23 protein-coding genes are annotated in these 20,091 nt (G+C 69.2%); 22 read left to right on the forward strand and 1 reads right to left on the reverse strand.

The annotated features are described in order from the left end of the window. Genes N825_RS37190 through N825_RS39315 form a run of 11 tightly spaced genes read left to right on the forward strand, consistent with a single transcriptional unit; the run spans position 1 to position 6,930 of the window. A complete protein-coding gene (locus N825_RS37190; RefSeq protein WP_051513596.1) occupies positions 1 to 489 on the forward strand; it encodes a hypothetical protein in 489 nt (162 codons plus the stop codon). Positions 490 to 506: 17 nt separating this feature from the next. Then, positions 507 to 1,166 (forward strand): head decoration protein, encoded by a 660-nt coding sequence (locus N825_RS30295; protein ID WP_051513598.1) that lies wholly within the window; start codon positions 507 to 509, stop codon positions 1,164 to 1,166. 4 nt (positions 1,167 to 1,170) lie between these two features. After that, positions 1,171 to 2,229, forward strand: a complete 1,059-nt coding sequence (locus N825_RS30300; RefSeq protein WP_037460064.1) for a major capsid protein — start codon at positions 1,171 to 1,173, stop codon at positions 2,227 to 2,229. Between the two features lie 10 nt (positions 2,230 to 2,239). Further along, the gene (locus tag N825_RS30305) at positions 2,240 to 2,647 is read left to right on the forward strand and encodes a hypothetical protein (protein WP_037460065.1); all 408 of its coding nucleotides are present in this window, start codon (positions 2,240 to 2,242) and stop codon (positions 2,645 to 2,647) included. Between the two features lie 36 nt (positions 2,648 to 2,683). Next, the gene (locus N825_RS39915) at positions 2,684 to 3,376 is read left to right on the forward strand and encodes a hypothetical protein (RefSeq protein WP_037460066.1); all 693 of its coding nucleotides are present in this window, start codon (positions 2,684 to 2,686) and stop codon (positions 3,374 to 3,376) included. A 19-nt stretch (positions 3,377 to 3,395) separates the two neighbouring features. Then, positions 3,396 to 3,755, forward strand: coding sequence for a head-tail joining protein (locus N825_RS30315; protein WP_157619647.1), 360 nt, complete (start codon positions 3,396 to 3,398; stop codon positions 3,753 to 3,755). After that, on the forward strand, positions 3,752 to 4,429 hold the full coding sequence (locus N825_RS30320; RefSeq protein WP_037460068.1) for a DUF6441 family protein: 678 nt from the start codon (positions 3,752 to 3,754) through the stop codon (positions 4,427 to 4,429). The genes N825_RS30315 and N825_RS30320 overlap by 4 nt, the downstream gene beginning before the upstream one ends. After that, positions 4,426 to 4,863 carry a hypothetical protein gene (locus N825_RS30325; protein ID WP_037460069.1) on the forward strand — a complete coding sequence of 146 codons (438 nt, stop codon included), beginning with the start codon at positions 4,426 to 4,428 and terminating at the stop codon, positions 4,861 to 4,863. The genes N825_RS30320 and N825_RS30325 overlap by 4 nt, the downstream gene beginning before the upstream one ends. A gap of 14 nt (positions 4,864 to 4,877) precedes the next feature. Further along, a complete protein-coding gene (locus N825_RS30330; protein ID WP_037460070.1) occupies positions 4,878 to 6,167 on the forward strand; it encodes a phage tail tube protein in 1,290 nt (429 codons plus the stop codon). Beyond that, positions 6,164 to 6,730, forward strand: coding sequence for a hypothetical protein (locus N825_RS30335; RefSeq protein WP_037460072.1), 567 nt, complete (start codon positions 6,164 to 6,166; stop codon positions 6,728 to 6,730). The genes N825_RS30330 and N825_RS30335 overlap by 4 nt, the downstream gene beginning before the upstream one ends. A gap of 47 nt (positions 6,731 to 6,777) precedes the next feature. Then, complete coding sequence (locus N825_RS39315; protein WP_157619648.1) at positions 6,778 to 6,930, forward strand: DUF7697 family protein; 153 nt, start codon at positions 6,778 to 6,780, stop codon at positions 6,928 to 6,930. Between the two features lie 8 nt (positions 6,931 to 6,938). On the opposite strand, the gene N825_RS30340 is transcribed toward N825_RS39315, so the two are convergent. Continuing rightward, positions 6,939 to 7,127: a superinfection immunity protein gene (locus N825_RS30340; protein ID WP_037460101.1), complete on the reverse strand. Its 189-nt coding sequence runs from the start codon at positions 7,125 to 7,127 to the stop codon at positions 6,939 to 6,941. A gap of 56 nt (positions 7,128 to 7,183) precedes the next feature. Here N825_RS30340 and N825_RS30345 point away from each other — a divergent pair, with 56 nt between their 5' ends. From N825_RS30345 to N825_RS30395, 11 genes are read left to right on the forward strand one after another with little or no spacing between them, the layout of a single operon-like run. Further along, complete coding sequence (locus N825_RS30345; RefSeq protein WP_037460073.1) at positions 7,184 to 9,649, forward strand: phage tail tape measure protein; 2,466 nt, start codon at positions 7,184 to 7,186, stop codon at positions 9,647 to 9,649. After that, positions 9,649 to 10,005: a hypothetical protein gene (locus N825_RS30350; protein ID WP_051513599.1), complete on the forward strand. Its 357-nt coding sequence runs from the start codon at positions 9,649 to 9,651 to the stop codon at positions 10,003 to 10,005. The genes N825_RS30345 and N825_RS30350 overlap by 1 nt, the downstream gene beginning before the upstream one ends. After that, positions 10,005 to 10,478, forward strand: a complete 474-nt coding sequence (locus N825_RS30355; protein ID WP_037460074.1) for a DUF1833 family protein — start codon at positions 10,005 to 10,007, stop codon at positions 10,476 to 10,478. Before N825_RS30350 ends, N825_RS30355 begins: the two co-directional genes overlap by 1 nt. A gap of 5 nt (positions 10,479 to 10,483) precedes the next feature. Then, a complete protein-coding gene (locus tag N825_RS37200; protein ID WP_051513601.1) occupies positions 10,484 to 10,972 on the forward strand; it encodes an NlpC/P60 family protein in 489 nt (162 codons plus the stop codon). Further along, positions 10,972 to 16,590 (forward strand): TipJ family phage tail tip protein, encoded by a 5,619-nt coding sequence (gpJ, locus tag N825_RS30365; RefSeq protein ID WP_037460075.1) that lies wholly within the window; start codon positions 10,972 to 10,974, stop codon positions 16,588 to 16,590. The genes N825_RS37200 and gpJ overlap by 1 nt, the downstream gene beginning before the upstream one ends. A 4-nt stretch (positions 16,591 to 16,594) precedes the next feature. Further along, on the forward strand, positions 16,595 to 17,020 hold the full coding sequence (locus N825_RS30370; protein WP_037460076.1) for a hypothetical protein: 426 nt from the start codon (positions 16,595 to 16,597) through the stop codon (positions 17,018 to 17,020). Further along, entirely contained in the window at positions 17,017 to 17,304 is a 288-nt protein-coding gene (locus N825_RS30375; protein WP_037460077.1) for a hypothetical protein, read from the forward strand. The genes N825_RS30370 and N825_RS30375 overlap by 4 nt, the downstream gene beginning before the upstream one ends. Next, on the forward strand, positions 17,301 to 17,777 hold the full coding sequence (locus tag N825_RS30380; protein WP_037460078.1) for a hypothetical protein: 477 nt from the start codon (positions 17,301 to 17,303) through the stop codon (positions 17,775 to 17,777). Before N825_RS30375 ends, N825_RS30380 begins: the two co-directional genes overlap by 4 nt. A 25-nt stretch (positions 17,778 to 17,802) precedes the next feature. Then, on the forward strand, positions 17,803 to 17,997 hold the full coding sequence (locus N825_RS30385) for a hypothetical protein (protein ID WP_037460079.1): 195 nt from the start codon (positions 17,803 to 17,805) through the stop codon (positions 17,995 to 17,997). Next, positions 17,994 to 18,797, forward strand: a complete 804-nt coding sequence (locus N825_RS37205; RefSeq protein WP_051513603.1) for a phage tail protein — start codon at positions 17,994 to 17,996, stop codon at positions 18,795 to 18,797. The genes N825_RS30385 and N825_RS37205 overlap by 4 nt, the downstream gene beginning before the upstream one ends. A gap of 4 nt (positions 18,798 to 18,801) precedes the next feature. Further along, positions 18,802 to 19,974 (forward strand): tail fiber domain-containing protein, encoded by a 1,173-nt coding sequence (locus tag N825_RS30395; RefSeq protein ID WP_037460080.1) that lies wholly within the window; start codon positions 18,802 to 18,804, stop codon positions 19,972 to 19,974. Positions 19,975 to 20,091: the final 117 nt, after the last annotated feature.

The following is a 20,091-nucleotide window of genomic DNA, read 5'->3' on the forward strand; positions in this document are numbered from 1 at the left end:
ATGGGCAAGAGATTCAGCTTCGCCAACCTCCTCGGCCACAAGGCCGAAGAGGACAAGAAGGAAGACGAAACCGGCCAGGACGCCGGCGCCACGACGGATGGCGAGGAGGAGGACGAGACCTCCGACGACGACAAGGCCGAGGACGGCGAGGACGACGACACCGAGGAGGAGGAGAAGTCCACGCCGGCCGCGAAGGCCCGCACCGCCGAGCGCCAGCGGATCGGGCGGATCCTCTCCAGCCAAGCCGCCACGGGCCGCCTTGAGCAGGCGCTCCACCTGGCGCTCAACACCAGCCTATCGCCCATCCAGGCGATCGGCATCCTCAAGACCGCGCCTACCGCCCAGACGTCGACGAAGCCCAAGGGGTCGCCACTCGCCGACGCCATGTCCCGCCAGCCCAAGGTGTCGCTCGGCGCCGATGGCGACGGCGGCAAACTCGATGACGACGATCTCGCCAAGCAGATCGCCGCGTCGGCCCGTCGCCGTTAACCGCAGGAACCGCAGCAATGTCACTCGCATCCTACGAGAGCCGGGGGAGTTGGTCCCCCGACGACCTGATCGCCGGCGAATACCCGCGCGCCTCCGAGACGGTTACCATCGCGTCCGGCGCCGACTTGGTCGCCGGCTCGGTGCTCGGCCAGATCACCAAGGGCGCTGCCTCGGTCGCGGCCACCGGCGGCAACACCGGCAACGGTGTCCTGACCCTGGCCGCGACGCCGCTCGGCGCCAAGGCCAAGGTCGGCGCCTACGTGCTCCGCTGCACTGTCGCGGCCGTCAACGGCGGTACCTTCGCGGTCACCGATCCGGACGGTTACCGCCTCGCCGACGCGACTGTCGGCGTCGCCTACGCCGGGCCGCACATCAACTTCACCGTCGCCGACGGGTCCGCCGACTTCGCGGTGGGCGACACGATCACCGTCACCGTCGCCGCCGGGTCGGGCCAGTACCGGCTGGCGACCGCCGCCGCGCTCGACGGCTCCGCCGATCCGGTCACGATCTTGGCCTACGACGCCGCCGCCGCCACGGCGACGGTCCGCGCCGGGATCTATCTGACCGGCGAGTTCCGCGAGGGCCGCCTGACGCTCGGCGCCGGCCTGACCCTCGCCGCGATCCGCGCTCCCCTGGCGGCCCGCCACATCTTCCTGCGCAGAACCCTGGAGTCCTGATCCGATGGCCGACCTGTTCAGCACCTCCTTCCTGTCCCGCGTGGTCGAGCACCTCGACCAGCCCGCCAGCTTCATCCTCGATACCTTCTTCCCGAGCGAGCAAACGTCCGACGGCGCCGAGGAGATCGCCTTCGACATCGACAAGAGCAAGCCGCGCCTGACGCCGTTCGTCCACCCGACGCGCGCCGGCCGCGTGGTCGAGGGCCAGGGCTACGAGTCGAAGTCGTTCCGCCCGGCCTACGCGAAGGACAAGCGCCGGTTCGATCCGCGCGCGCCGCTCAAGCGCGCGATCGGCGAGCAGATCGGCGGCGTCCTCACGCCGATGCAGCGGCGGCAGCGCCAGATCGGCCAGGCGCTGGCCGACCAGTTGACCATGCTGACCCGGCGCGAGGAGGCGATGGCGGCCGAGGCCCTGACCACCGGCAAGGTCACCGTCAAGGGCGAGGATTATCCGACCGTGGTGGTCGATTTCGGCCGTGACGCCGCGCTGACCAGCAGCCTCGCGGACGGCCAGCGCTGGGGGCAGGAAGGCGTCAAGGCGCTGGACACCATCGAGGAGACCTCGGCGCTGATCCAGAGCAAGTCCGGCGCCGTCGCCCGCACCGTCGTGCTCGACCCGCTGGCCTGGCGCCTGATGCGCAACGACCCGCAGATCGAGAAGTACCTGGACCTGCGCCGGGTGGAACGTGTCAGCCTGGACGTAAGCCCCATGGCCCGCGGCCAGGGGAAGGACAAGGCCCGCTATGTCGGCTCGGTCGGCGACTTCGACATCTGGGTCTACCAGGACGTCTATGTGGACGAGAACGACGCCGGCGTGCTGACCGAATACAAGATGCTGCCGGACTTCAGCATGACGCTGGCCAGCGCCAGCCAGCTCGAAGGCGTCCGGGCCTACGGCGCCATCCACGACGAGGAGGCGGACTTCATGGCCGCACGCTACTTCACGAAGTCGTGGCTGGAAAAGGACCCCGCCGTCCGCTGGCTGCTGCTCCAGTCCGCGCCCCTCGTGTTCCCCTACCGCCCCAACGCGTCGGCCTGCGTGACCGTCGCCGCGGCGCCCTGAGGTCCACTCCATGGAACCCCAAGCGGCTCTCAACCTGGTCAGTGGCATCGTTGGCCTGCTCATGGTCTTCGGTGGCGTCATCTGGCGCGTCGGCGCGCTGCTTGCGGCCATGGAAGCGAAACTCCTGAAGGCGGTCGCCGACGAAGCGGTCGAGGGCCGCGCCCGCGCCGGCCGCATGCACGCCAGGATCGACGAACTGAAGGAGCGGCTGGCCAAGGTGGAATACCAAGTCGGCAACGACATCACGGGCCGGCGGGCCGTCGCCGAGATGTCCACCCGGGTCTCCTCGCTCGAAGGCCAGTTGGCTCAATTCGAGGGGACATCGCAGCTCGCCGAGGTCCTGACGCGCGGGATCGATCGAATCGCCGATCTGGTCGAGCCCCGTGGCCCCCGCCGCGTCGCCGCCGACCGCGGCTGACACTCTCCACATCCCGAACACCACGAGGACCCATAGATGGTCAATCCGCGACAGCCGGTCGCCACGCTCCCGCGCGGCATCCGCAACAACAACCCGGGAAATATCGAGCGCACCACCCCGCCGACCAAGTGGCAAGGGCTCGCCAGCGACCAGTCCGGCGACAAGCGGTTCGTCGTGTTCCAGGACCCGGCGTGGGGCATACGCGCGCTCGCCCGGGTGCTGATCACCTACGCCGACCGTCACGACTGCGGCACCGTCCGCAAGATCGTCACCCGCTGGGCTCCGCCCAACGAGAACGTGACGGTCGAGTACTGCGCCTTCGTCGCCGGCCGGCTCTCGTGCGGCGTCGACCAGCCGATCAACGTCCACGACCACGCCGTCATGCGCCCGCTGGTCGAGGCCATCATCACCAAGGAAAACGGCCAGCAGCCCTATGACGCCGCGACGATCGACAAGGGCCTGCTGCTGGCGGGCATCCAGCCGCCGCCCAGGCCGCTGGTCGCGTCGCGGACGATCATCGGCGCCGGTGTCGCCGGTCTCGGCGCGGTCGCCGGCGCCGCCGTCCAGTTGCTGGCCGACCCGGTGGCGCTCCAGGCGGTGACCGACGGCGTCGCCGCCCTGCCGCCCAGCTTCCCGGGTGCGTCGATCCTGTCCACGCTGGTCACCCTCGCCGGCGTCGCCATGGCCGCCTGGGCGCGGATCGACGATCGCCGGCGTGGCCTGCGCTGACCGAACGGCGTTCGCGACCATGATCGATTGGGACGACATCCTGCACCGCCCGGCTTTCGAGGAACTGGGCCTTTCGGCGCTCTACCGCGTCGGCGATCAGGGCGACGGCATCCCGGTCCGGCTGCGCCGCGACGCCGCCGACCAGGTGGTCCCGTTTTCCGGTGCGCGGATCGTGACCGAGGCCAGCGTCTACCTCGCCCGCGTGATGGAACTGTCGGCCGCCGGCGTTACGCCCGCCGCCGGCGACACCATCACGTTGCTCGATGGGGCTGGCCAGCCGCTCGAAACCCGCGAGGTCCAGGGCGAGCCCCGCCGCGAGGACTCGCGCCGTCTGTTGTGGACGCTGGACACCGTCGCGGTCTCCGGAGACGCCCCGTGAAGATCCACGCGGCCTTTTCCGGGAACCTGTCGAAGATGCTCGAGGCGGACCTCGCCGCCGGCCGCAAGGCCGTGACGGCCGGTGTCCGCGCCGCCGGCGACGGCTTGCGCGCCGATCTTCAGGCGCAGGTCCGCGCCGCCGGCCTCGGCGAGCGGCTGGCGCGGACCTGGCGCCGGGGCGTCTTCCCGAAGAACGGCCAGGAGAGCCTGGGCGCCGCGACGCTGGTGTGGAGCCGCGCTCCCACCATCGTCACATCCTTCGCCGAGGGGTCCACCATCAAAGGCAAGCTCGGCCTTTGGCTGGCGATCCCGACCTCGGCGGCACCGCGCCAGCGGGGAGGCCGCGGCTCCTCGCGCCGACCGACCCCGGCGTCGGTCGAGGAGCATTTCGCCCGGCCGTTGCGCTTCATTTACAGGAGCGGCCGGTCGGCGCTCCTGGTGATGGACATGCTGGTCGCCAGCGTCCGCAAGGCCGACGGCAAGGTGCGCGGCTACCGCAACATCGGCGTCAAACGCGCCAAGACCGGTCTGGGCCAGACCTCGGTGGTGATGTTCAACCTGGTCAAACAGACCCGCATGCCCAAGCGGCTGGACATCGACGCTGCCGCGCGGAAATGGCAGGGCGAGCTGATCACCCTGATCGTCGATGCCTGGAACCGTGAGGCCGCCAAGTGACCCTCAGCACGCGCGAGCGGGCGCTCGCCGGCCTCGAGGCGGTGCTGTCGCGCGTCGCCGGCGCCAAGGTCACCCGCAACGAGCCGCTGCCGCAATCGGCGCCGGCGGGTGGCCTGCTGATCCTCCGCGACGGCGATCCGGGCGATCCGGAAATCACCCTCTCGCCGCCGACCTACGAATACGACCACGTGGCACTGGTCGAGGCCATCGTCCAGGCCGCTCCGCGCGCGGCCCGGATCGCCAATCTCGACGAGCTGCTGCGCGGACTGGGCCAGGCGCTCGCGGCGGACCAAACCCTCGGCGGCACGGTCACGCGACTGACGTGGTCGGCGGCCCGCGATCTCGACGACGAGGCCATCGAGGGCGCCTCCGGCCTTCGCGGCGCCGTCGTCGAAGTGACGCTGACCTACTCCACCACCAACCCCCTGCTCTGACGGGACATCCCACGATGACATTCCGCGTCCTATCCGGCCTCGACTGCGAGCTGTTCGGCCGCCTCGAATCCGGCGCGATCGGCACGCCAGCCGCCGGCGATTATCTGCGATTGCCCTTCACGTCCCACGGCCTCAGCGGCCGGATCGGCAAGGAGACCTCGGACCTGCTTGGCCAAGGCCGCGATCCCACCGATCCGGATCGCGGCGACGAAACGGTGGATGGCGACATCGCCGTGCCGATGGACGTTCGCGGCACCGGTTTCTGGCTGGCGCTGCTGCTGGGCTTGCCGACGACGGCCGCCAGCAAGGCTTACGGCTCGGTCACCTTCGGCGCCGACCCGCGCGCGGGTGACACCGTCACCCTGGACGGCACCGTCTTCACCTTCGTGTCAGGCGCCCCCGCCACCGCGACCGAGGTCCAGACCGGCGCCAACCTTCTGGCCTCGGTCACCGCCCTCGCCGCGGCCGCCAACGCCTCGGTGGTGGCCGAGGTCGCGGCGGCGACCTACACCGTCGGCGACGGCGTCCGGCTGGATATCCAGCACGACACCTCCGGAGCGTCTGGCGCCGAGTACAGCCTGGCCGCCAGCGCCGCGACGGTCAGCGGCGCCACGCTGACCGCCACCTATACCCACACATACGGGTCCGGCTGCTCGGCCTCCGACATCCGACGCGCCACCATGGTCATTCGCTCGACGCCGGCGGCGCTGACCTGGCGCCAGCTCGGCGTCTGGATGACCCGCGCCCAGCTCGCCCTGGCCAGCACCGGCCGGGCCTCGCTGACCGCGAGCCTGATCGCGCACCGCGAGGATGAAGTCGTCAGCGCCGCGCTGGGCGACGTGGTCACCCACGCCTATCAGCGCTTTTTGCAGGCCCAGGGATCGCTCCTGGTGGACGGCCAGCAGGTCGCGGAGATCACGGCCAGCAGCATGGTCTACGACAACTCCCTGAGCGGAGTGCGGTCGCTCGGATACGGTGGCCGGATCGCCGACATCGATGTGGCGACGGCCAAGCTCGACGGCACCATCACCGCGCGGTTCGGGTCCGGCACGCTGAAGAGCCGCGCGGAATCCGACACGCCCGTCGATCTCCTGTACCGCTGGCAGCCAAGCCCGGGCGCCGCCCTGTCGATCGCCTATCCGCGTGTCTGGCTCCCCAAGCCCCAGCGGTCGATTTCCGGGCCGGCCGGAGTCGAAGCCAGCTACGCCTGGATGGCCGCCAAGCGCCAGGCGGCCGGCGCCGTCACCACCGCCGCCGCGATGACGGCGGTCCTGACCAACGATGTCGCGAGTTACGCACCATGATCAGGGTCGAGGATAAGCCGCGCGTCGCGGCCTGGGAGGATCTCGGCTACGGGGTCAAGGTCCTGCTGCGGCCACGCGCCTACGCCATCTGTTCCGCCGCGCGATCGGCGGCACATCGCAAGGTGCGCGACCTGCTGGAAACGCTCGATACCCTGCGCGCCAACGGCGTCGTCGGCCAGGACCTGCCCGACCTGTCGGACCCGGACATCCGCGCCGGCCTCGCCGACGCCTTCTACGTCCAGTCGCTCGGCCTCTACGCGATCAAGGAATGGACAGGTGTCGAGAGCGCGGACGGTTCCAGCCCGGCGCCGGTCACCGCGACGGCGATCGCCGACTTGTTCGACTTGGCCCCGGTGATCGCCGACCGCTTCCTGACCCTGTGGGACAAGTCGCCGGAGGTCGACGCCGAAAAAAAGCTCTCAGAGAACGTGCGATCTGGCACTTCGGTGGAGGCTCCGAATACTGCGGCTCCTGTTCCGACCGAGGCCAGCCTTGCGCCCGGGGCGAGCGCGGCGCCGACGGCCAGCTCTGTCCCTACGTCCGCCACCAGCCCCGCAGCGTAGAAGGCAACGCGGCATGGCAAGCGGCGATGCAGTGTCGGACCACGGACATGGACGGCTGGCGGCACGTGGACATGCCGGCGGCCCTGTCCGTGTGCGAGGCGTCCGGCGTGCCGGCCGACGTGGCGGCACCGCTGCTGGCCGCCGTCGAGCATGGCTTGCTGATCGAAATCCAGAAGCGGCGGGATCGGGAGCCGGAATGACCCCGAAGTCAGCGCTTGGCGGACACCGCCCAGATCATGGCCAGACCCCAGCCGATGAACGTCCAGCCGAAAATGATGTTGGTCGCGACGATCGCCCACATCTGATGATGCCGCCGCTCCACCGCGATGAACGTCGGCGCGAAGTAGATCACGATCGCGATACCCATGATCACCAAAAAACCAATCGAATCAGACATGCCGCCTCCCCCCGCGAACGCCGTTCGCGGAGCCATGTCCGATCGCGATTAATGAAATGACAACGCGAAATCTTTCGATCCGCCTCTCCGCCGAAGGGGAGGAGGCGCTGAAGCGGGCGCTCCGTGACCTCGGCAAGGAGGGCCAGGCGGCGCTGAGTTCCATCGAGCGCGGTTCCGCCGGTGCCAGCGTCGGCCTATTGGCGCTCGACCGCACGGTCGGCGCGCTGAAGGCGGGTGTCGCCGGTCTCGCCGCCGGCGTCACGGTCGGCGCAATCGCCCAGATGGGCGTGGATGCGGTCAACACCGCCGTGGAGCTGCAGCGCTCGGCCGACGCCGCCGGCATTAGCGTCGAGCAGTACCAGCGGATGGGGCACGCGCTGGAATCGCTGGGGCTCCGCGCCGGCGAATTCGCCGACGTGATGGGCGAGTTTTTGCCGAATCTGGCGGAAGCCGCGCAAGGTGGCAACGACACCGCCGAGGCGCTGGAAGGCTTCGGGGTTTCCGTCCGCGACGCCGCTGGCGGGATCAAGTCCACCGACCAGATCATCCTGGACCTCGCCGACGCGCTGGCCAAAATTCCCAGCCAGACCGAGCGCGCCGGCGTCGCGGCCAAGCTGTTTGGCGAGGAGGCCGGGCCGCGCGTCGCTTTGGCGCTGGGCCGGGGCCGGCAGGCGATCGAGGACGCCGGCAAACAAGCCGCGATCTTCGAACGGGAGAACATCGACGCCGCGCTCGCCAGCAAGAAGGAGTGGAGCGAGTGGGCCACGTGGTTCGATACCACGTGGAAGAACACCGTGCTCGGCGTGCTCCGCGAGGTCCATCTGGCGCGCGAGGGCTTCCGCGCGACCGAGGACCGCTCGCTGGAACGACTCCGCTATGACTTGGCGAACGAGAAGGCCGAGCTGGCCGAACTGCAGGCGACCCGAAATGCCCGCGTCGTCATCGGCGGTGCTGCTGGCCGCAAGATGCTCGACGACCAGATCGCCGAGCAGCAGCGGCTGATCAACCAGCTCGAAGCGCGCATCGCCTTCCTCCAGGGCCCGCCCGGCGGCGGCTCCGCCGGCAACGCTGGCGCCAGCACCAACGAGGCGCTCAATGGTCTGAAGAAGATCCGCGAGGACTTGGAGAAGGAGCTGGCGAAGGTCGCCACGCCGGCCGAACAGATCAAGGCGGTCAACGACCAGCTCGCCGAGACGCGCAAGAAGCTGGACGCGTTGCGCGCGCCCGACGGCTCCAACAAAACCGCCATTGACGACGCCATCGCCCAGGCCGAACTGATCGCCAAGCGCCAACGGGCCGACATCGACCAGAAGGAGGCCGACGCCGCCAAGCGGGACAACGCCCCGCTCCAGCGTGAAGCGGAGCAGCGCCGCGAGGCCGTGGCCACCATCGAACGCCAGATCGAACTGCTGGCGGTCGAGCGCGAGCAGATCGCCATGACGGATCGCCAACGCGCGATCTCCGACGCGCTTCTCAAGGCGGAGGAGGTCGCGCGCCGCGCGAACATCGAAGTCACCCAGGATCAAGCCGAGGCGATCCAGATCGAGGCCGGCCGGCGCTGGGACGCGGAACAGGCGGCCAAGGCGCACACCCAGGCGCTGGACGATGGCCGCCGAGTTCTGCAGGAAACCCTGACGCCCCAGGAGCAGCACAACGCGCGCGTCGCCGAACTGACCCGGCTGCACCAGGAAGGCGCCATCACCGCCAGCACGTACCAGCGGGCCGTCATGGCCTCGGCCGACGACATGCGCGAGGCCCTGAAGAAGCAGGACAGCGGCTGGAAGGAGCTTGGCGAGACCATCCAGGGCTGGGGCCGCTCCAGCGCCCGGGCGCTGGCCGACTGGGCCAGCGGCAGCGAGGCCAGCTTGGCGCGCGTGGGCCAGGCGATCGAGCGCGAGCTGTGGGAGAGGCTGTTCTTCAAGGCCACATCGCCCGCTTTCGACTTCTTCGCCAAGGCGCTGGAGAGCTTCGGAGCGTCGCTGTTCGGGACACCTGGGCTGACGGGCGACAACTTCTCGCTCGGCACTCCCAAGAATTACGTGCCGAAGCCGATGCCGCCTCGCGACAGCGGCGGCCCCGGCAGCGCCGGCCAGCCCTACCTGATCGGTCGCGGTGCCCAGCCGGAGATCTTCGTGCCGGACGTGCCCGGGCAGTTCTACCCACGCGGCCAGTATCCGGCGGGCATGGAGTCACGCGACAGCGGCGGCCCCGGCCGGGCCGGCCAGCCCTACCGGATCGGCATCGACGCCCAGCCCGAGCTGTTCATCCCGAACGGCGTTCGTCCGCGCGCCACCGCCCCGGCCACCGGCGCCGCGCCGTCCGTCGCGGCACCGGTGTCGATCACGATCATCGACCAGCGGAGCGGCGACGCGGCACCCGCCCAGGTGACCGAACGCAACGGACCGGACGGGTCGCGCGAGATCGAGATCCTGATCACCGACACGGTCGGCACCGCCCTGCTGGACGGGCGGTACGACATCGAGATGCGGGCGGCCTACGGGCTGCGGCCGGGAGGCGCCTGATGACCGTGGCAACCTGGCCCGCCTATCTGCCGGCGTTCCCGCTGCGCGAGGGCTACGGGGAGCAGCTCGGCCGCAACGTGATCCGCTCCGCCATGGACTCGGGTCCGGCCAAGCTCCGCCGGCGCGGTTCCGCTGCTCCCGACCCGGTGGCGCTCGTGCTGCTGCTGACCACCGAGCAGGTCACGACGTTCGAGACGTTCTTCCGCGCCACCCTGAAGGACGGCACCGAGCGATTCGCCTGGACCGATCCGCGCCAAGGCGTGGCGCGGGAGTACCGATTCACCGCCGACGCGCCGGACATCAAGCCTTCTGGCGTCAAATGGAAACTCACCGCCAAACTGGAAAGGCTCGCCTGATGCCGCGCCAAGTGTCCGAACGCGTCTGGGATGGCCTGCAGGCCAGCGAGACAGGACAAGCCTACATCCTGCTGGTCAGGATCTCGCACCCCGACCTGGAGGATCCGATCCGGCTCGCCGCCAATCAGGCCGACGTGATCAGCCGGGGTGCCCGCTATGTCGCCTACCCGATGGACGTGGCGCTGCCGGCGGATAAGGAGCGCGAGACCGCCCGCGTCACGATCCGGATCGACAACGTCGATCAGATGATCGTCACCACGCTCCGCCAGATCGCGACGCCGGTGTCCGTCGATATCGAGATCGTCGAGCTGGACACGCCGGACCTGCTGGAAGCGGGTCCCTACTCCTTCGAACTGGCCAGCGCGTCCTACGACGCGCTGCAGGTCTCAGGCTCGCTCGGCTACGAGCCGAAGCTCCGCAACGCCTGGCCGGATCTCCGCTACGATCCGGCCACCGCGCCGGGAGTGTTCTGATCATCATGGTCATGATGATGCCCGCCCGTGATCCGGCGCCGTGGGTCGCCGACTTCCAGCGCCTGCCCTATCGGCTTGGCGCGCGCGGTCCCGACGCGGTGGACTGCTACGGCCTCGTGCGCCTGGTGCTGCTGGCTGTCGCCGGAATCGAGATGCCGCTGTTCGCGGACACGGTTCCCGCCGGCGGGGCCGCCGATCGGGCCGCCCTGGCGGCGCTGGTGGCGGGATACGACCGTGATCGCTGGCGTCAGGTCGCGACGCGGTCGGCGCTGGCCGAGCCGCTGCGCTGGCACCTGGAGCCCCGCGCGCTGGACGTCGCCCTGATGCGGATCGGTCGCCACGTCTGCCACTGCGGCATTCTCGCGGCGCCGGGCTGGCTGCTCCACACCGAGGACGCCGGCGCCGGCGTGCGCCTGGACCGGCTCGACCGCCCGGACATCCTGCCGCGCTTGGTCGCCGTGGTCCGTCACCCCGAACTGACCGAGGCCGCGTGATGATGGATGGCTTGTCCGTCCTGGACGGCGAGATCCTGCCGCCGGAAACGCGCTTGCCGGTCGGCCAGATCCGCGTGATCGCCGCTCCGCGGCCGTTCGCGGCGGATCGGGTCGAGGCCCTGGTACCGGCGCCGGCCACGCTGGTGGAGTGCGCCGAGGCGGCAGGGATCGACCTTAGGCGCCAGCACTGCCTGATCTGGCTCGGTCCGCACCAAGTACCCCAAGCGCTGGCGCACCGGATCCGGCCGCGCACCGGGGTAACGGTGGTGTTCCGCGCCGTCGCCACCGGCGGCGGAGGTGGCGGCGGCAAGAACCCGCTCCGGACGATCTTGACGCTGGCGGTCATGGCGGCGGCCTTCGCCTTCGCGGGCCCACTGGCGGGCGCCTTGAGTTCGAGCCTCGGACTTGGTCTCACCGCCACCGGGACCGGCATGGCGCTGCTGACCGGAGCGATCAGCGGCGCGATCGGGCTGGTCGGCAGCTTGGCGATCAACGCGCTGGCCCCGCCGCCGAAAGCGAGGATCGACAGCCGGGGCGCGTCCGTCCGCGACGATCCGGTGTACGGAATCGCGGGCGCCGCCAACCGGCTGCGGCCCTACGAGCCAATGCCCGTGATCCTCGGTCGCCGCCGTCACGTCTGCGACTTCGCGGCCCAGCCTTACCGGGAGATGATTGGCGACGACATCTATTACCGCATGCTCTTCGTCGTCGGCCTCGGCCGCTACGATGTTTCGGCGCACCAGTTCGGCGACACCGCCCTGACGGCCTATGAGGGCGTCGAGATCGATGTCCGCCAGCCCGGTGATCCCGCCCATACCCTGTTCCCGGGCTCGGCCGCCGAGACCAGCGTCGGCACCCAGCTCAAGGCGGGAGTCGCGGTGGAGCGCGCGGCGCCGGCCGGCGCCGACGAGCTGGCGGTGGAGATCGAGTTCCCGCGCGGCTTGGTCGAATACAACGACCGGGGCGACCGCGTGGAGCGGATCGTCAGCATCGAGGTCGCGTACCGCGCCAGCGGCGGCAACTGGACCGTGGTCGAGACCCGGACGGTCACGGCGTCGCGCGCGAACGCCGTTCGGGTCACGGTGACGTGGCCGGTCGCGCGCGGCGACTACACGGTCCGGCTGACCCGCATCACCGGCGACAGCACCTCCGACCGGGTCGCCGACGAAAGTTGGTGGAACATCCTGCGGCGGTTTCGCAACGAGGCTCCGCTGTCCGACACCGTCATGACCAACGCGACCACCATCGCGCTGCGCGTCAAGGCGAGCGGCCAGCTGCAGGGCCAGCTCCCGGCATTCTCTGTTTTGGTCACATCGATCCTGCCGGACTACGACCACGCGACAGGACAGTGGATCGACCGTGCGACCACCAACCCGGCATCGCTTTACCGCCATGTGCTCCAGGCGCCGTTCGGCCGTGTGCCGGTCGGCGACGATCGGCTCGACCTGTCCAGCCTGATCGAGTTCCACGATTGGTGCCGGATCCAGGGCTGGAGCTATTCCTCTGTCGTCGGGGGCCAGACCGAACGTGAGCTGCTCGACGACATCGCTTCGGCTGGCCGCGCCGCCTTCGCGATGCCATCCGGTCGATACGGCGTGCTGATCGACCGGCCGCGCGCCGCGTCCGTCCACCTGCTGACCCCGCGCAACAGCTGGGGGTTCAGCAGCGTGAAGACATTCCGCCGCGATCTCCACGCGCTCCGGGTCAGCTTCGTCAGCGAGGCCGCCGGCTGGCGCCGCGACCAGATCACCGTCTACGCCGACGGCTACGACGCGACCAACGCCACCGTGTTCGAGGCGCTGGACCTGGGCGACGGCATCACCGACGCGGATCTCGCCTGGCGCCATGGCCGCTACCATCTGGCCTGCCTGATCCTCCGGCCGGAAACCTACACGGTCTATCAGGACGTCGAGCACATCGTCGTGGCGCGGGGCGACCCGGTCGACGTCGCCCACGATGTCCTGGTGGTCGGACTGGCCCAGGCGAGGATAAAGGCGGTGATCATCGTCGGCGAGCTGGCCACGGGTGTCGATCTCGACGACACGGTCGAGATGGTCGAGGGCCAGGACTACGGCCTCTCGATCCGGCTCGGCCGCGGCCGGCCGAACCGGCTGGCGGCGGTGGTGACCGCGCCGGGCGAAACGTCGGTCCTGACCTTCGTGGATCCGATCCCAGCCGATCTCCTGCGACGCGACTTGCTGGTCGCTTTCGGACGCCTCGGCCGCGAGACGCTGGCCTGCGTCGTCAAGGCGATCGAGCCGGGCCCGGATCTCTCGGCCAAGCTGACGCTGGTTGACATGGCGCCAGCGGTCCACACCGCCGATGGCGAGGCGATCCCGGACTACGACCCCGGTATCAGCTTCGCGGACGTGGTGGCACCAAGCCAGCCGCGCGGATCGGAAAGCCTGTACTGGTCGGCCGGGACCCGGCGAACCAAGCTGACGTGGCTGTGGCGTCCGACCGCCTCGGCGCTCCGCCACCGCCTCCGGATCGCCGGAGCGGACGGCCTCTGGCGGCAGGCGCTGGAAAGTGCAGCCGGTCGGCTGGAGATCCTCGACGCGGAGGAGGGCGAGCACCGGATCGAGGTGATCGCGGAGGGGGCCGACGGGCGCCTCAGCGTGCCGGCGAGCGCGTCCTACATGGTCGAGGGCGAGGGCTTGGCGCCCGGTGCTCCGGCCGCGTTGGCGGCGATCGGCGGCCACCGCGAAATCGTGGTGACCTGCACAGCACCCGCCGACCGCGATGTCGCGAGCATCACCCTGATCAGCGCCTCCGTGGACGATTGGACCGTGGCCTTACCCGTCGCGACGACGCCGGCGACGCCGCTGGCCCGCGTCACGCTGCGCCAGGGCAACCTGCGCGGACTGGTCACACATTATTTGTGGGCCTACGCGGTCGACGCTGGCGGCAACCGCGGCCCACTAAATTCGACCCTGGGCACGGTCGCGACCACCGAGCAACTCAGTCACGATGATTTGGCCAACCAAGTGGTCGAGCGCTCCACCCTGGTGCCGGACCTGCTCGAGACGATCGAGTTGATCGACACGACCGACCTGTTCAACGAGGTCGACGGCGTGCGGGTGCCGACGGTACCGACGATCACCGGCGGCCTGATCGGCCAGATCAACACCCTCGTACCCGACTTCCAATCGGCGCGAATCAGGCTGACCAAGGTCGAAACCACCGCGACCGACGTGGCCGACCGGCTCGAATCCGTGAAGGTCGAGGTGCGCCACCAGCTGGGCGAAGCGCTGCTGTCGCTGCACGCCAGCCAGCAGGAGACATCGAGCCTGTTGCGCGACGCCGGCATCCGGACCGACCCGGCCACCGGGAAGGTGGTGCTTTACGCACTGGAATCGTACCGTGGAGAGAACGACGCGCGGGTCAACAACGTCACGGTGACGTTGGACGCGATCAAGGCGTCTGTCTTGACCAAGGCATCGGTCACTTATGTGGACAACGTGCTGGCGGCGGCCGTGCTGGGCGAGGCCGATCTCGCGCTTTTTCAAGGTGTCACGCTGCGCCTGACCACGGCCGAGACGGCGATCGACGGTCTCACCGCGACGGTGAGTTTCAAAGCCAGCCAGACCTCGGTGGACGCTCAGGCGACGCGCCTCACCTCCGCCGAGACGACGATCGACGGGCTGTCGGCCGCCTTGCAGCTCGCCGCGACCAAGGTGGAGTTGAACGGCGAGTCCGAGCGACTGACCACGGCCGAGACCGCGATCGACGCGCTCGCCGGCAAGATCTCCAACGAGGTCGTGGCGATCGAGCGGCTGGCCGTCACCCAGACCGCCGGCGACGAGCGCACCCTCGCGGCGCTGGTCGCGTCGGCCGAGGGCGACCAAGCCGCGCGCACCTCGGTAGCCCGGGCCCGCACCGACCTGACGGCCGCGATCGTCGACGGCCTCGCCGCCGAGGCGGCTTCCCGGCTGGAGCTGTCCGGTACGGTTGGCGATGTCCAGGCGGCTCTGGTCGCTGAATCGCAAATCCGGGTCACCGCGATCGCCGCCGTCGCATCCGACGTAGAGACGATCCAGGTGGAGCTTGGGTCGGCGCTTACCCAGATCACCAACGAACGGCGTTCGCGGATCGACGGCGACACCGCGACCGCCCAAGAGACCCGGTCCCTGATCGCGGTCGCCTCGGACACCTCTGCCGAGCTGACACTGTTAGCCCTGGTCGCTGAAGCCGAAGGCGGCGAACGCGTGCGGGCCAATCTCGCTTACGCCAGGGAAGAACTCACCACCGCCATAGCCGAAGGCGTGTCGGCAGCCGCCACCGCCAGCCTCCAATTGACGGCGCGGATCGACGACGTGGACGCCGAAATCGCCGATGTCCGGACCGCCACCGCGAACGCCCTCACTGCCGAGGCGACGGCGCGCGAGGCGGTGGCCGCCCGTGTCGCCACCGCCGAGGAGACGATCGGCGACCATGGCACCCGGCTGACCACCAACGAGGCGGCGATCGAGAGCGAGCGGTCGGCTCGGGCCGACGCCCTCACGGCCGAAGCGACGGCGCGCGAGCTGGTGGCCGCAACCGTCGCGACCCGCAACAGGACCTACCGTCAGCCGACGGCGCCGGCGGCCGGCCTGGACGGCGACATCTGGTACGACGCCGACGATGGCAACCGCTCCTACCGCTGGGAGGCTGGCGGCTGGGTTGAGACCTCCGACACCCGGATCGCCGGCACCGAGGCCGGGCTCCAGGACGAGCGGCAGGCCCGGGCCGACGCTGTGTCGGCCGAGGCGACGGCCCGCGAGCTGGTGGCCGCGCGCGTCACCACCGCAGAGGGGACGATCGGCGATCACGGCACCCGCCTGACCACCAACGAGTCGGCGATCGAGACCGTGCGTCGCACCAGCGCTGACGCGCTCGGTGCCCAGGCGTCGGAGAGCAAGTCGCTGGTCGCGGTGGCTCAAAGGCGGGCGGACGAGGGTGACGTCGGTCAGCAGCTGGAGACCATCGCCCAGGAACGCGGGATCGCGCTGCTGAAGCAGGACCTGCTGACCCGCGTGATCGAGGGCGAGCTGGCCGAAGCCCACCAGCGCGGCTTGCTCGGCGCCAAGATCGCGGAGGCGGCGGCGGCGCTCCTGTCCGAGGCCGAAACCCGGGTGACCACGACCAGCGCCTTGGCGCGCAGGATCGACGAGGCGGCGGTGCGGCTTGACTCGACGACGGTCGCGGTGGCGACCGAGCGTCAGGCCAGGATCGACGAGGATCGCGCCATCGGCGAGCGGATCGACCAGGTGCAAGTCGTCGCGGACAACGGCACGGCGGCCGTACAACAAGTCGCCACCGCCGTCAGCAACTTAACCGACCAGCTATCGGCCAAATACGAGGTCAAGGTCCAGACCGTGGCCGGTGGCCGGAAGGTGTTTGCCGGCATCGGCGTATCGGCGGACGCGACGCTGGGCTCCGAGGTGGCGGTGCTGGCCGACCGCTTTCTGGTGGTCAATTTGGACGGCTCCGAGGTCCGCGCGCCCTTCGTCGTGAGTGGCGGCAAGGTCTCGATCGCCGACGGCTTCATCGAGCTTTTGACAGCGGTCAAGTTGCGGTCGACCGACGACAAGTTCGTGCTCGACTTCGACGGCAAAAGCCTTTCGATGACGGTGTAGGACCATGGCCAAGACCCTGTACGCGCGGGGCAGCGACGGTACCGTCGTCATCCACGACGGCACGTCCGCAGCGGTCGACAACCCGCTCGGCAACCTGCGCCACCTGTTTTTTCATTCGTCGTTGGACTACCTCGCCGTCGTGTCCGAGCACACCGGGACGCTTGCTTGTGGCGCCGGCTCCGGCTCGACCAGCCGGTCGCTCTTCGCGCACGGGCGCACCGGCACGCCGCTGGTCGCCGGTGTGCTGGTACCATCCGGTCAGCCGCTGGTCGGCACCACGATCACCTGGATGGCCCCGTCTCCCTGCGATTTTCGCGGCCTGACGCTGGGCTCGACCGACACCCACGTCGTCATCCACGAGATCGCGGTCAAGGCGCCGGCGCAAACCTTCAACTACAGGATTTTCGTCTTCGATCGGAACTTCCAATGACCGAAGTCTTGTATCTCTCACCGTCGGCTTTCCGCGCATCGGCCGGAAAACTGAATTCCGCGCGGAAGTACATCGCCAAGAGCGATAGTCCCGAATTCGCGCTGGTCGGCGGCAAGACCATCGCGCTGGCGCCATCGACCGGGGCTGGCAACGACTATCGCGGCGAGGGCGTCTCCTACGTTGTCAGCGGCTGGGTTTACCGTGGGGTGTCGGCGACCAACACGGGGGTCACGACACCATCGGACGTGTCCTTCGCGGCGGTCGTGGTTGGGTGCGCGTCATGAGCCTCAACATGGCGTCCGACCGCATCCACGTGACCAACGCCGCCGGGCAGACGGTGTTCGACACCAACCGCCGGATGTTCGCGATCACGAATTTGCTGACCGGCACCGTGTCGATCGCCGACAAGCCGTCGAATAACAACAGGATGCAGCGCGCGACTACCGTCCTGGGGTCGATCAACAGCGAAGCCGATTTCGTGATGGGGCAGGTCAAGGCGGTCAGCGCGCCGGCCGGCGGCGGGTTGCCGAATGTCGGCGTCTTCTCGGCTGGCGGCACGATCGTCTGGGGTTGGTACCGAGAGGACGTCCAGCGCACCATGCGCGGCTTATGGACGATCACGTTCCGCGCGGTCTCCGGCCAACTCCTCCTCGAGGAGGAGTGGTGGAACCAAAATTCCGGCACCCACCCCAGCCTGAACCTCACCCTAGTCGGCGGTACGCTCAGTTACCGCATCCACGCCGGCACATTCATCTAACCATGAGGATACAATGAGAAAAGTCGTGATCCGCTCAACCGCGGTGGCCTTCGGCGTGCCCAGGACCGAGGCCGAGGTCCAGCTGCTCGACGAGATCGGTCCGGTCAGCAAGGTGGTGGCCACCTACCACCTGACCTTCCCGGAGATCTTCGCGGCGCCGGCCGACCTCGACGCCGCCGTCGCGGCCCAGCTGGCGGCGATTGGGGAGCTGCCCCAATGACCTGGCTGACCGCGGGGACCGTCACCGTGGCGACCGGCTCGGACATGGTGCTCGGCGCCGGTACCAACTTCGGCGCCGCCGCGCCGGGCGACATGCTGGTCGGTCCCGATGATCGGCTGTACCGCCTGACGGCCATAACCAACGACGGCCACCTGACGATCGCGCCCGCGTATCGCGGCGCGTCGGGAGCAGGTCAAAGCTACTCGATCCTGCTGGTCAGCTTGTCGGCCGCCGGCCTCGCCGACTCCCTGCGCGCGACCCGGGCCGCGTACGATGCGGTGCTGGCCGGCGGTCGCCTGTTGCCGGTCGGCGTGATCGCGCCCTATGCCGGCGTCTCGCTGCCGCAGGGCTGGTTGTGGTGCGCTGGTCAGTTGGTTAGCCGGTCGGACTACCCGGCGCTCCACGCGGCGATCGGCTCGACCTATGGCGCGGGAGATGGCGCCACGACCTTCCAGGTGCCAGATCTCCGCGGCCGCGTGGCGGCTGGCCGGGACAATATGGGAGGCTCCGTCGCGGGCCGGCTGGCGACGTCGATCTCCGGCTCGACGCTCGGCGCTGCCGGCGGCGCCGAGCAACACCTGCTCGACATCTCCGAGATCCCGCATCACGCGCATCCTATGCCCACCGGCGTCAGTGCCGGCATCGCCGCGAATCCAGGCCGCTACATCGGAGCGTCCTACACGGACATCGGTAGCTTGGACACTGACACGTCGTTCGACAACGCCGTCGGCGGCGGTCAATCGCACCCCATCCTCCAGCCGACGCTGGTCGTCAACCACATTATCTACACGGGAGTTTGATACGATGACATGGCTGCGCACCGGCACCGTGAGCGTCACCGCTGGATCCACCGCCGTCGTCGGCGCCGGCACAGGCTTTTCCGGCGCCGATGCCGACGACGTGTTCTTCGGGCCGGACGGTCGCCCGTACCAACTGGGCGCGGTGGAAGACAATACCCACCTCACCCTGACGACCCCATACCTCGGCGCCACGGGGTCGGGTCAGACCTATGCGATCCTCAAGCTCTACCTGTCGACGGCGGGGCTGACGGCGCGCATGGAGGCCCTGGCGACGCTGTACAAGGCCGCCGCGGACCTGGCGCTCGCCGGTCGGTTCGGCGACGGGAGCGCCGCGGCGCCGGGCATCGCGTTCGCGAATGACCAGGACAATGGCCTCTACCGGATCGGACAGAACCATTACGCGCTTTCGGTGGCTGGCCAGAAAGTGCTGGAAATACAGGCCGGGAAAGTGACCTTCTGGGCCACTTTGGAGCCACAGGACATCGTCAAGGCCGCAGCGTATGAGTACGTGTCATACATTAGGAACACCGAGCCGAGCGGAATTTCGGCCTTCGGGTTGAAAAACTCGGCGGGCACGGTGGTAGGAGGCATGGGGTACTACGGCGCTGGCGACCTGCTGCTGATGTCGATCAATACGCCAGCTGGCGCGGCGCGGCTGCAATCCGCCGGCGGCGCTTTCGATGTCATGAGCGATGGGACGTTCGCGCCAACCCTCGACAACCTGCTCCGCGTGGGATCGTCCGCACGTCGCGTCGCCCAACTGGTCGCCGGCACGGCGGTGATCTCCACGTCCGACGCTCGCGAAAAAGAATGGCGCGGTCCCCTCTCGCCGGCCGAACTGGCCGTCGCGATCGGGGTCGCCGATCTGATCGGAGCCTATCGATGGATTGAGGCCATCGAGACCAAGGGCGCCGCGGCACGTGTTCATTTTGGTGTGCGCGCTCAGGACGTGGTGTCCCTTTTCGCGGATCACGGCCTCGACGCTTTTTGCTACGGCGTCGTCTGTTACGACAAGTGGATCGGCGACGATGGAGTCGAACGCGATAGGTACGGCGTCCGCGAGAGCGAGCTGTGGGCCATGGTGGTGGCCGCCTTTCGGCATGGCCAAATCCAGCAGGACGCCCGCTTGTCCGCAATGGAGTCACGGATCGCCGCGCTCGAGCCGCAATCCGACTGACCGCGAACGGCGTTCGCACCGCCACAAGACCGCCACAAAACGTCTCTAACCCATTGATATTATACGGGTTGGAGAAGTATCATAATCCTTGTGTCGGGGGTTCAAATCCCTCCTCCG

The organism is Skermanella stibiiresistens SB22, from assembly GCF_000576635.1.
Classification (GTDB): domain Bacteria; phylum Pseudomonadota; class Alphaproteobacteria; order Azospirillales; family Azospirillaceae; genus Skermanella; species Skermanella stibiiresistens.

Bases quoted from the DNA above. Each gene is read 5' to 3' on its own strand.
- N825_RS37190 (WP_051513596.1), top strand. From the start codon at position 1: ATGGGCAAGAGATTCAGCTTCGCCAACCTCCTCGGCCACAAGGCCGAA.
- N825_RS30295 (WP_051513598.1), top strand. From the start codon at position 507: ATGTCACTCGCATCCTACGAGAGCCGGGGGAGTTGGTCCCCCGACGAC.
- N825_RS30300 (WP_037460064.1), top strand. From the start codon at position 1,171: ATGGCCGACCTGTTCAGCACCTCCTTCCTGTCCCGCGTGGTCGAGCAC.
- N825_RS30305 (WP_037460065.1), top strand. From the start codon at position 2,240: ATGGAACCCCAAGCGGCTCTCAACCTGGTCAGTGGCATCGTTGGCCTG.
- N825_RS39915 (WP_037460066.1), top strand. From the start codon at position 2,684: ATGGTCAATCCGCGACAGCCGGTCGCCACGCTCCCGCGCGGCATCCGC.
- N825_RS30315 (WP_157619647.1), top strand. From the start codon at position 3,396: ATGATCGATTGGGACGACATCCTGCACCGCCCGGCTTTCGAGGAACTG.
- N825_RS30330 (WP_037460070.1), top strand. From the start codon at position 4,878: ATGACATTCCGCGTCCTATCCGGCCTCGACTGCGAGCTGTTCGGCCGC.
- N825_RS30335 (WP_037460072.1), top strand. From the start codon at position 6,164: ATGATCAGGGTCGAGGATAAGCCGCGCGTCGCGGCCTGGGAGGATCTC.
- N825_RS39315 (WP_157619648.1), top strand. From the start codon at position 6,778: ATGGACGGCTGGCGGCACGTGGACATGCCGGCGGCCCTGTCCGTGTGC.
- N825_RS30340 (WP_037460101.1), bottom strand. From the start codon at position 7,127: ATGTCTGATTCGATTGGTTTTTTGGTGATCATGGGTATCGCGATCGTG.
- N825_RS30345 (WP_037460073.1), top strand. From the start codon at position 7,184: ATGACAACGCGAAATCTTTCGATCCGCCTCTCCGCCGAAGGGGAGGAG.
- N825_RS30350 (WP_051513599.1), top strand. From the start codon at position 9,649: ATGACCGTGGCAACCTGGCCCGCCTATCTGCCGGCGTTCCCGCTGCGC.
- N825_RS30355 (WP_037460074.1), top strand. From the start codon at position 10,005: ATGCCGCGCCAAGTGTCCGAACGCGTCTGGGATGGCCTGCAGGCCAGC.
- N825_RS37200 (WP_051513601.1), top strand. From the start codon at position 10,484: ATGGTCATGATGATGCCCGCCCGTGATCCGGCGCCGTGGGTCGCCGAC.
- gpJ (WP_037460075.1), top strand. From the start codon at position 10,972: ATGATGGATGGCTTGTCCGTCCTGGACGGCGAGATCCTGCCGCCGGAA.
- N825_RS30370 (WP_037460076.1), top strand. From the start codon at position 16,595: ATGGCCAAGACCCTGTACGCGCGGGGCAGCGACGGTACCGTCGTCATC.
- N825_RS30375 (WP_037460077.1), top strand. From the start codon at position 17,017: ATGACCGAAGTCTTGTATCTCTCACCGTCGGCTTTCCGCGCATCGGCC.
- N825_RS30380 (WP_037460078.1), top strand. From the start codon at position 17,301: ATGAGCCTCAACATGGCGTCCGACCGCATCCACGTGACCAACGCCGCC.
- N825_RS37205 (WP_051513603.1), top strand. From the start codon at position 17,994: ATGACCTGGCTGACCGCGGGGACCGTCACCGTGGCGACCGGCTCGGAC.
- N825_RS30395 (WP_037460080.1), top strand. From the start codon at position 18,802: ATGACATGGCTGCGCACCGGCACCGTGAGCGTCACCGCTGGATCCACC.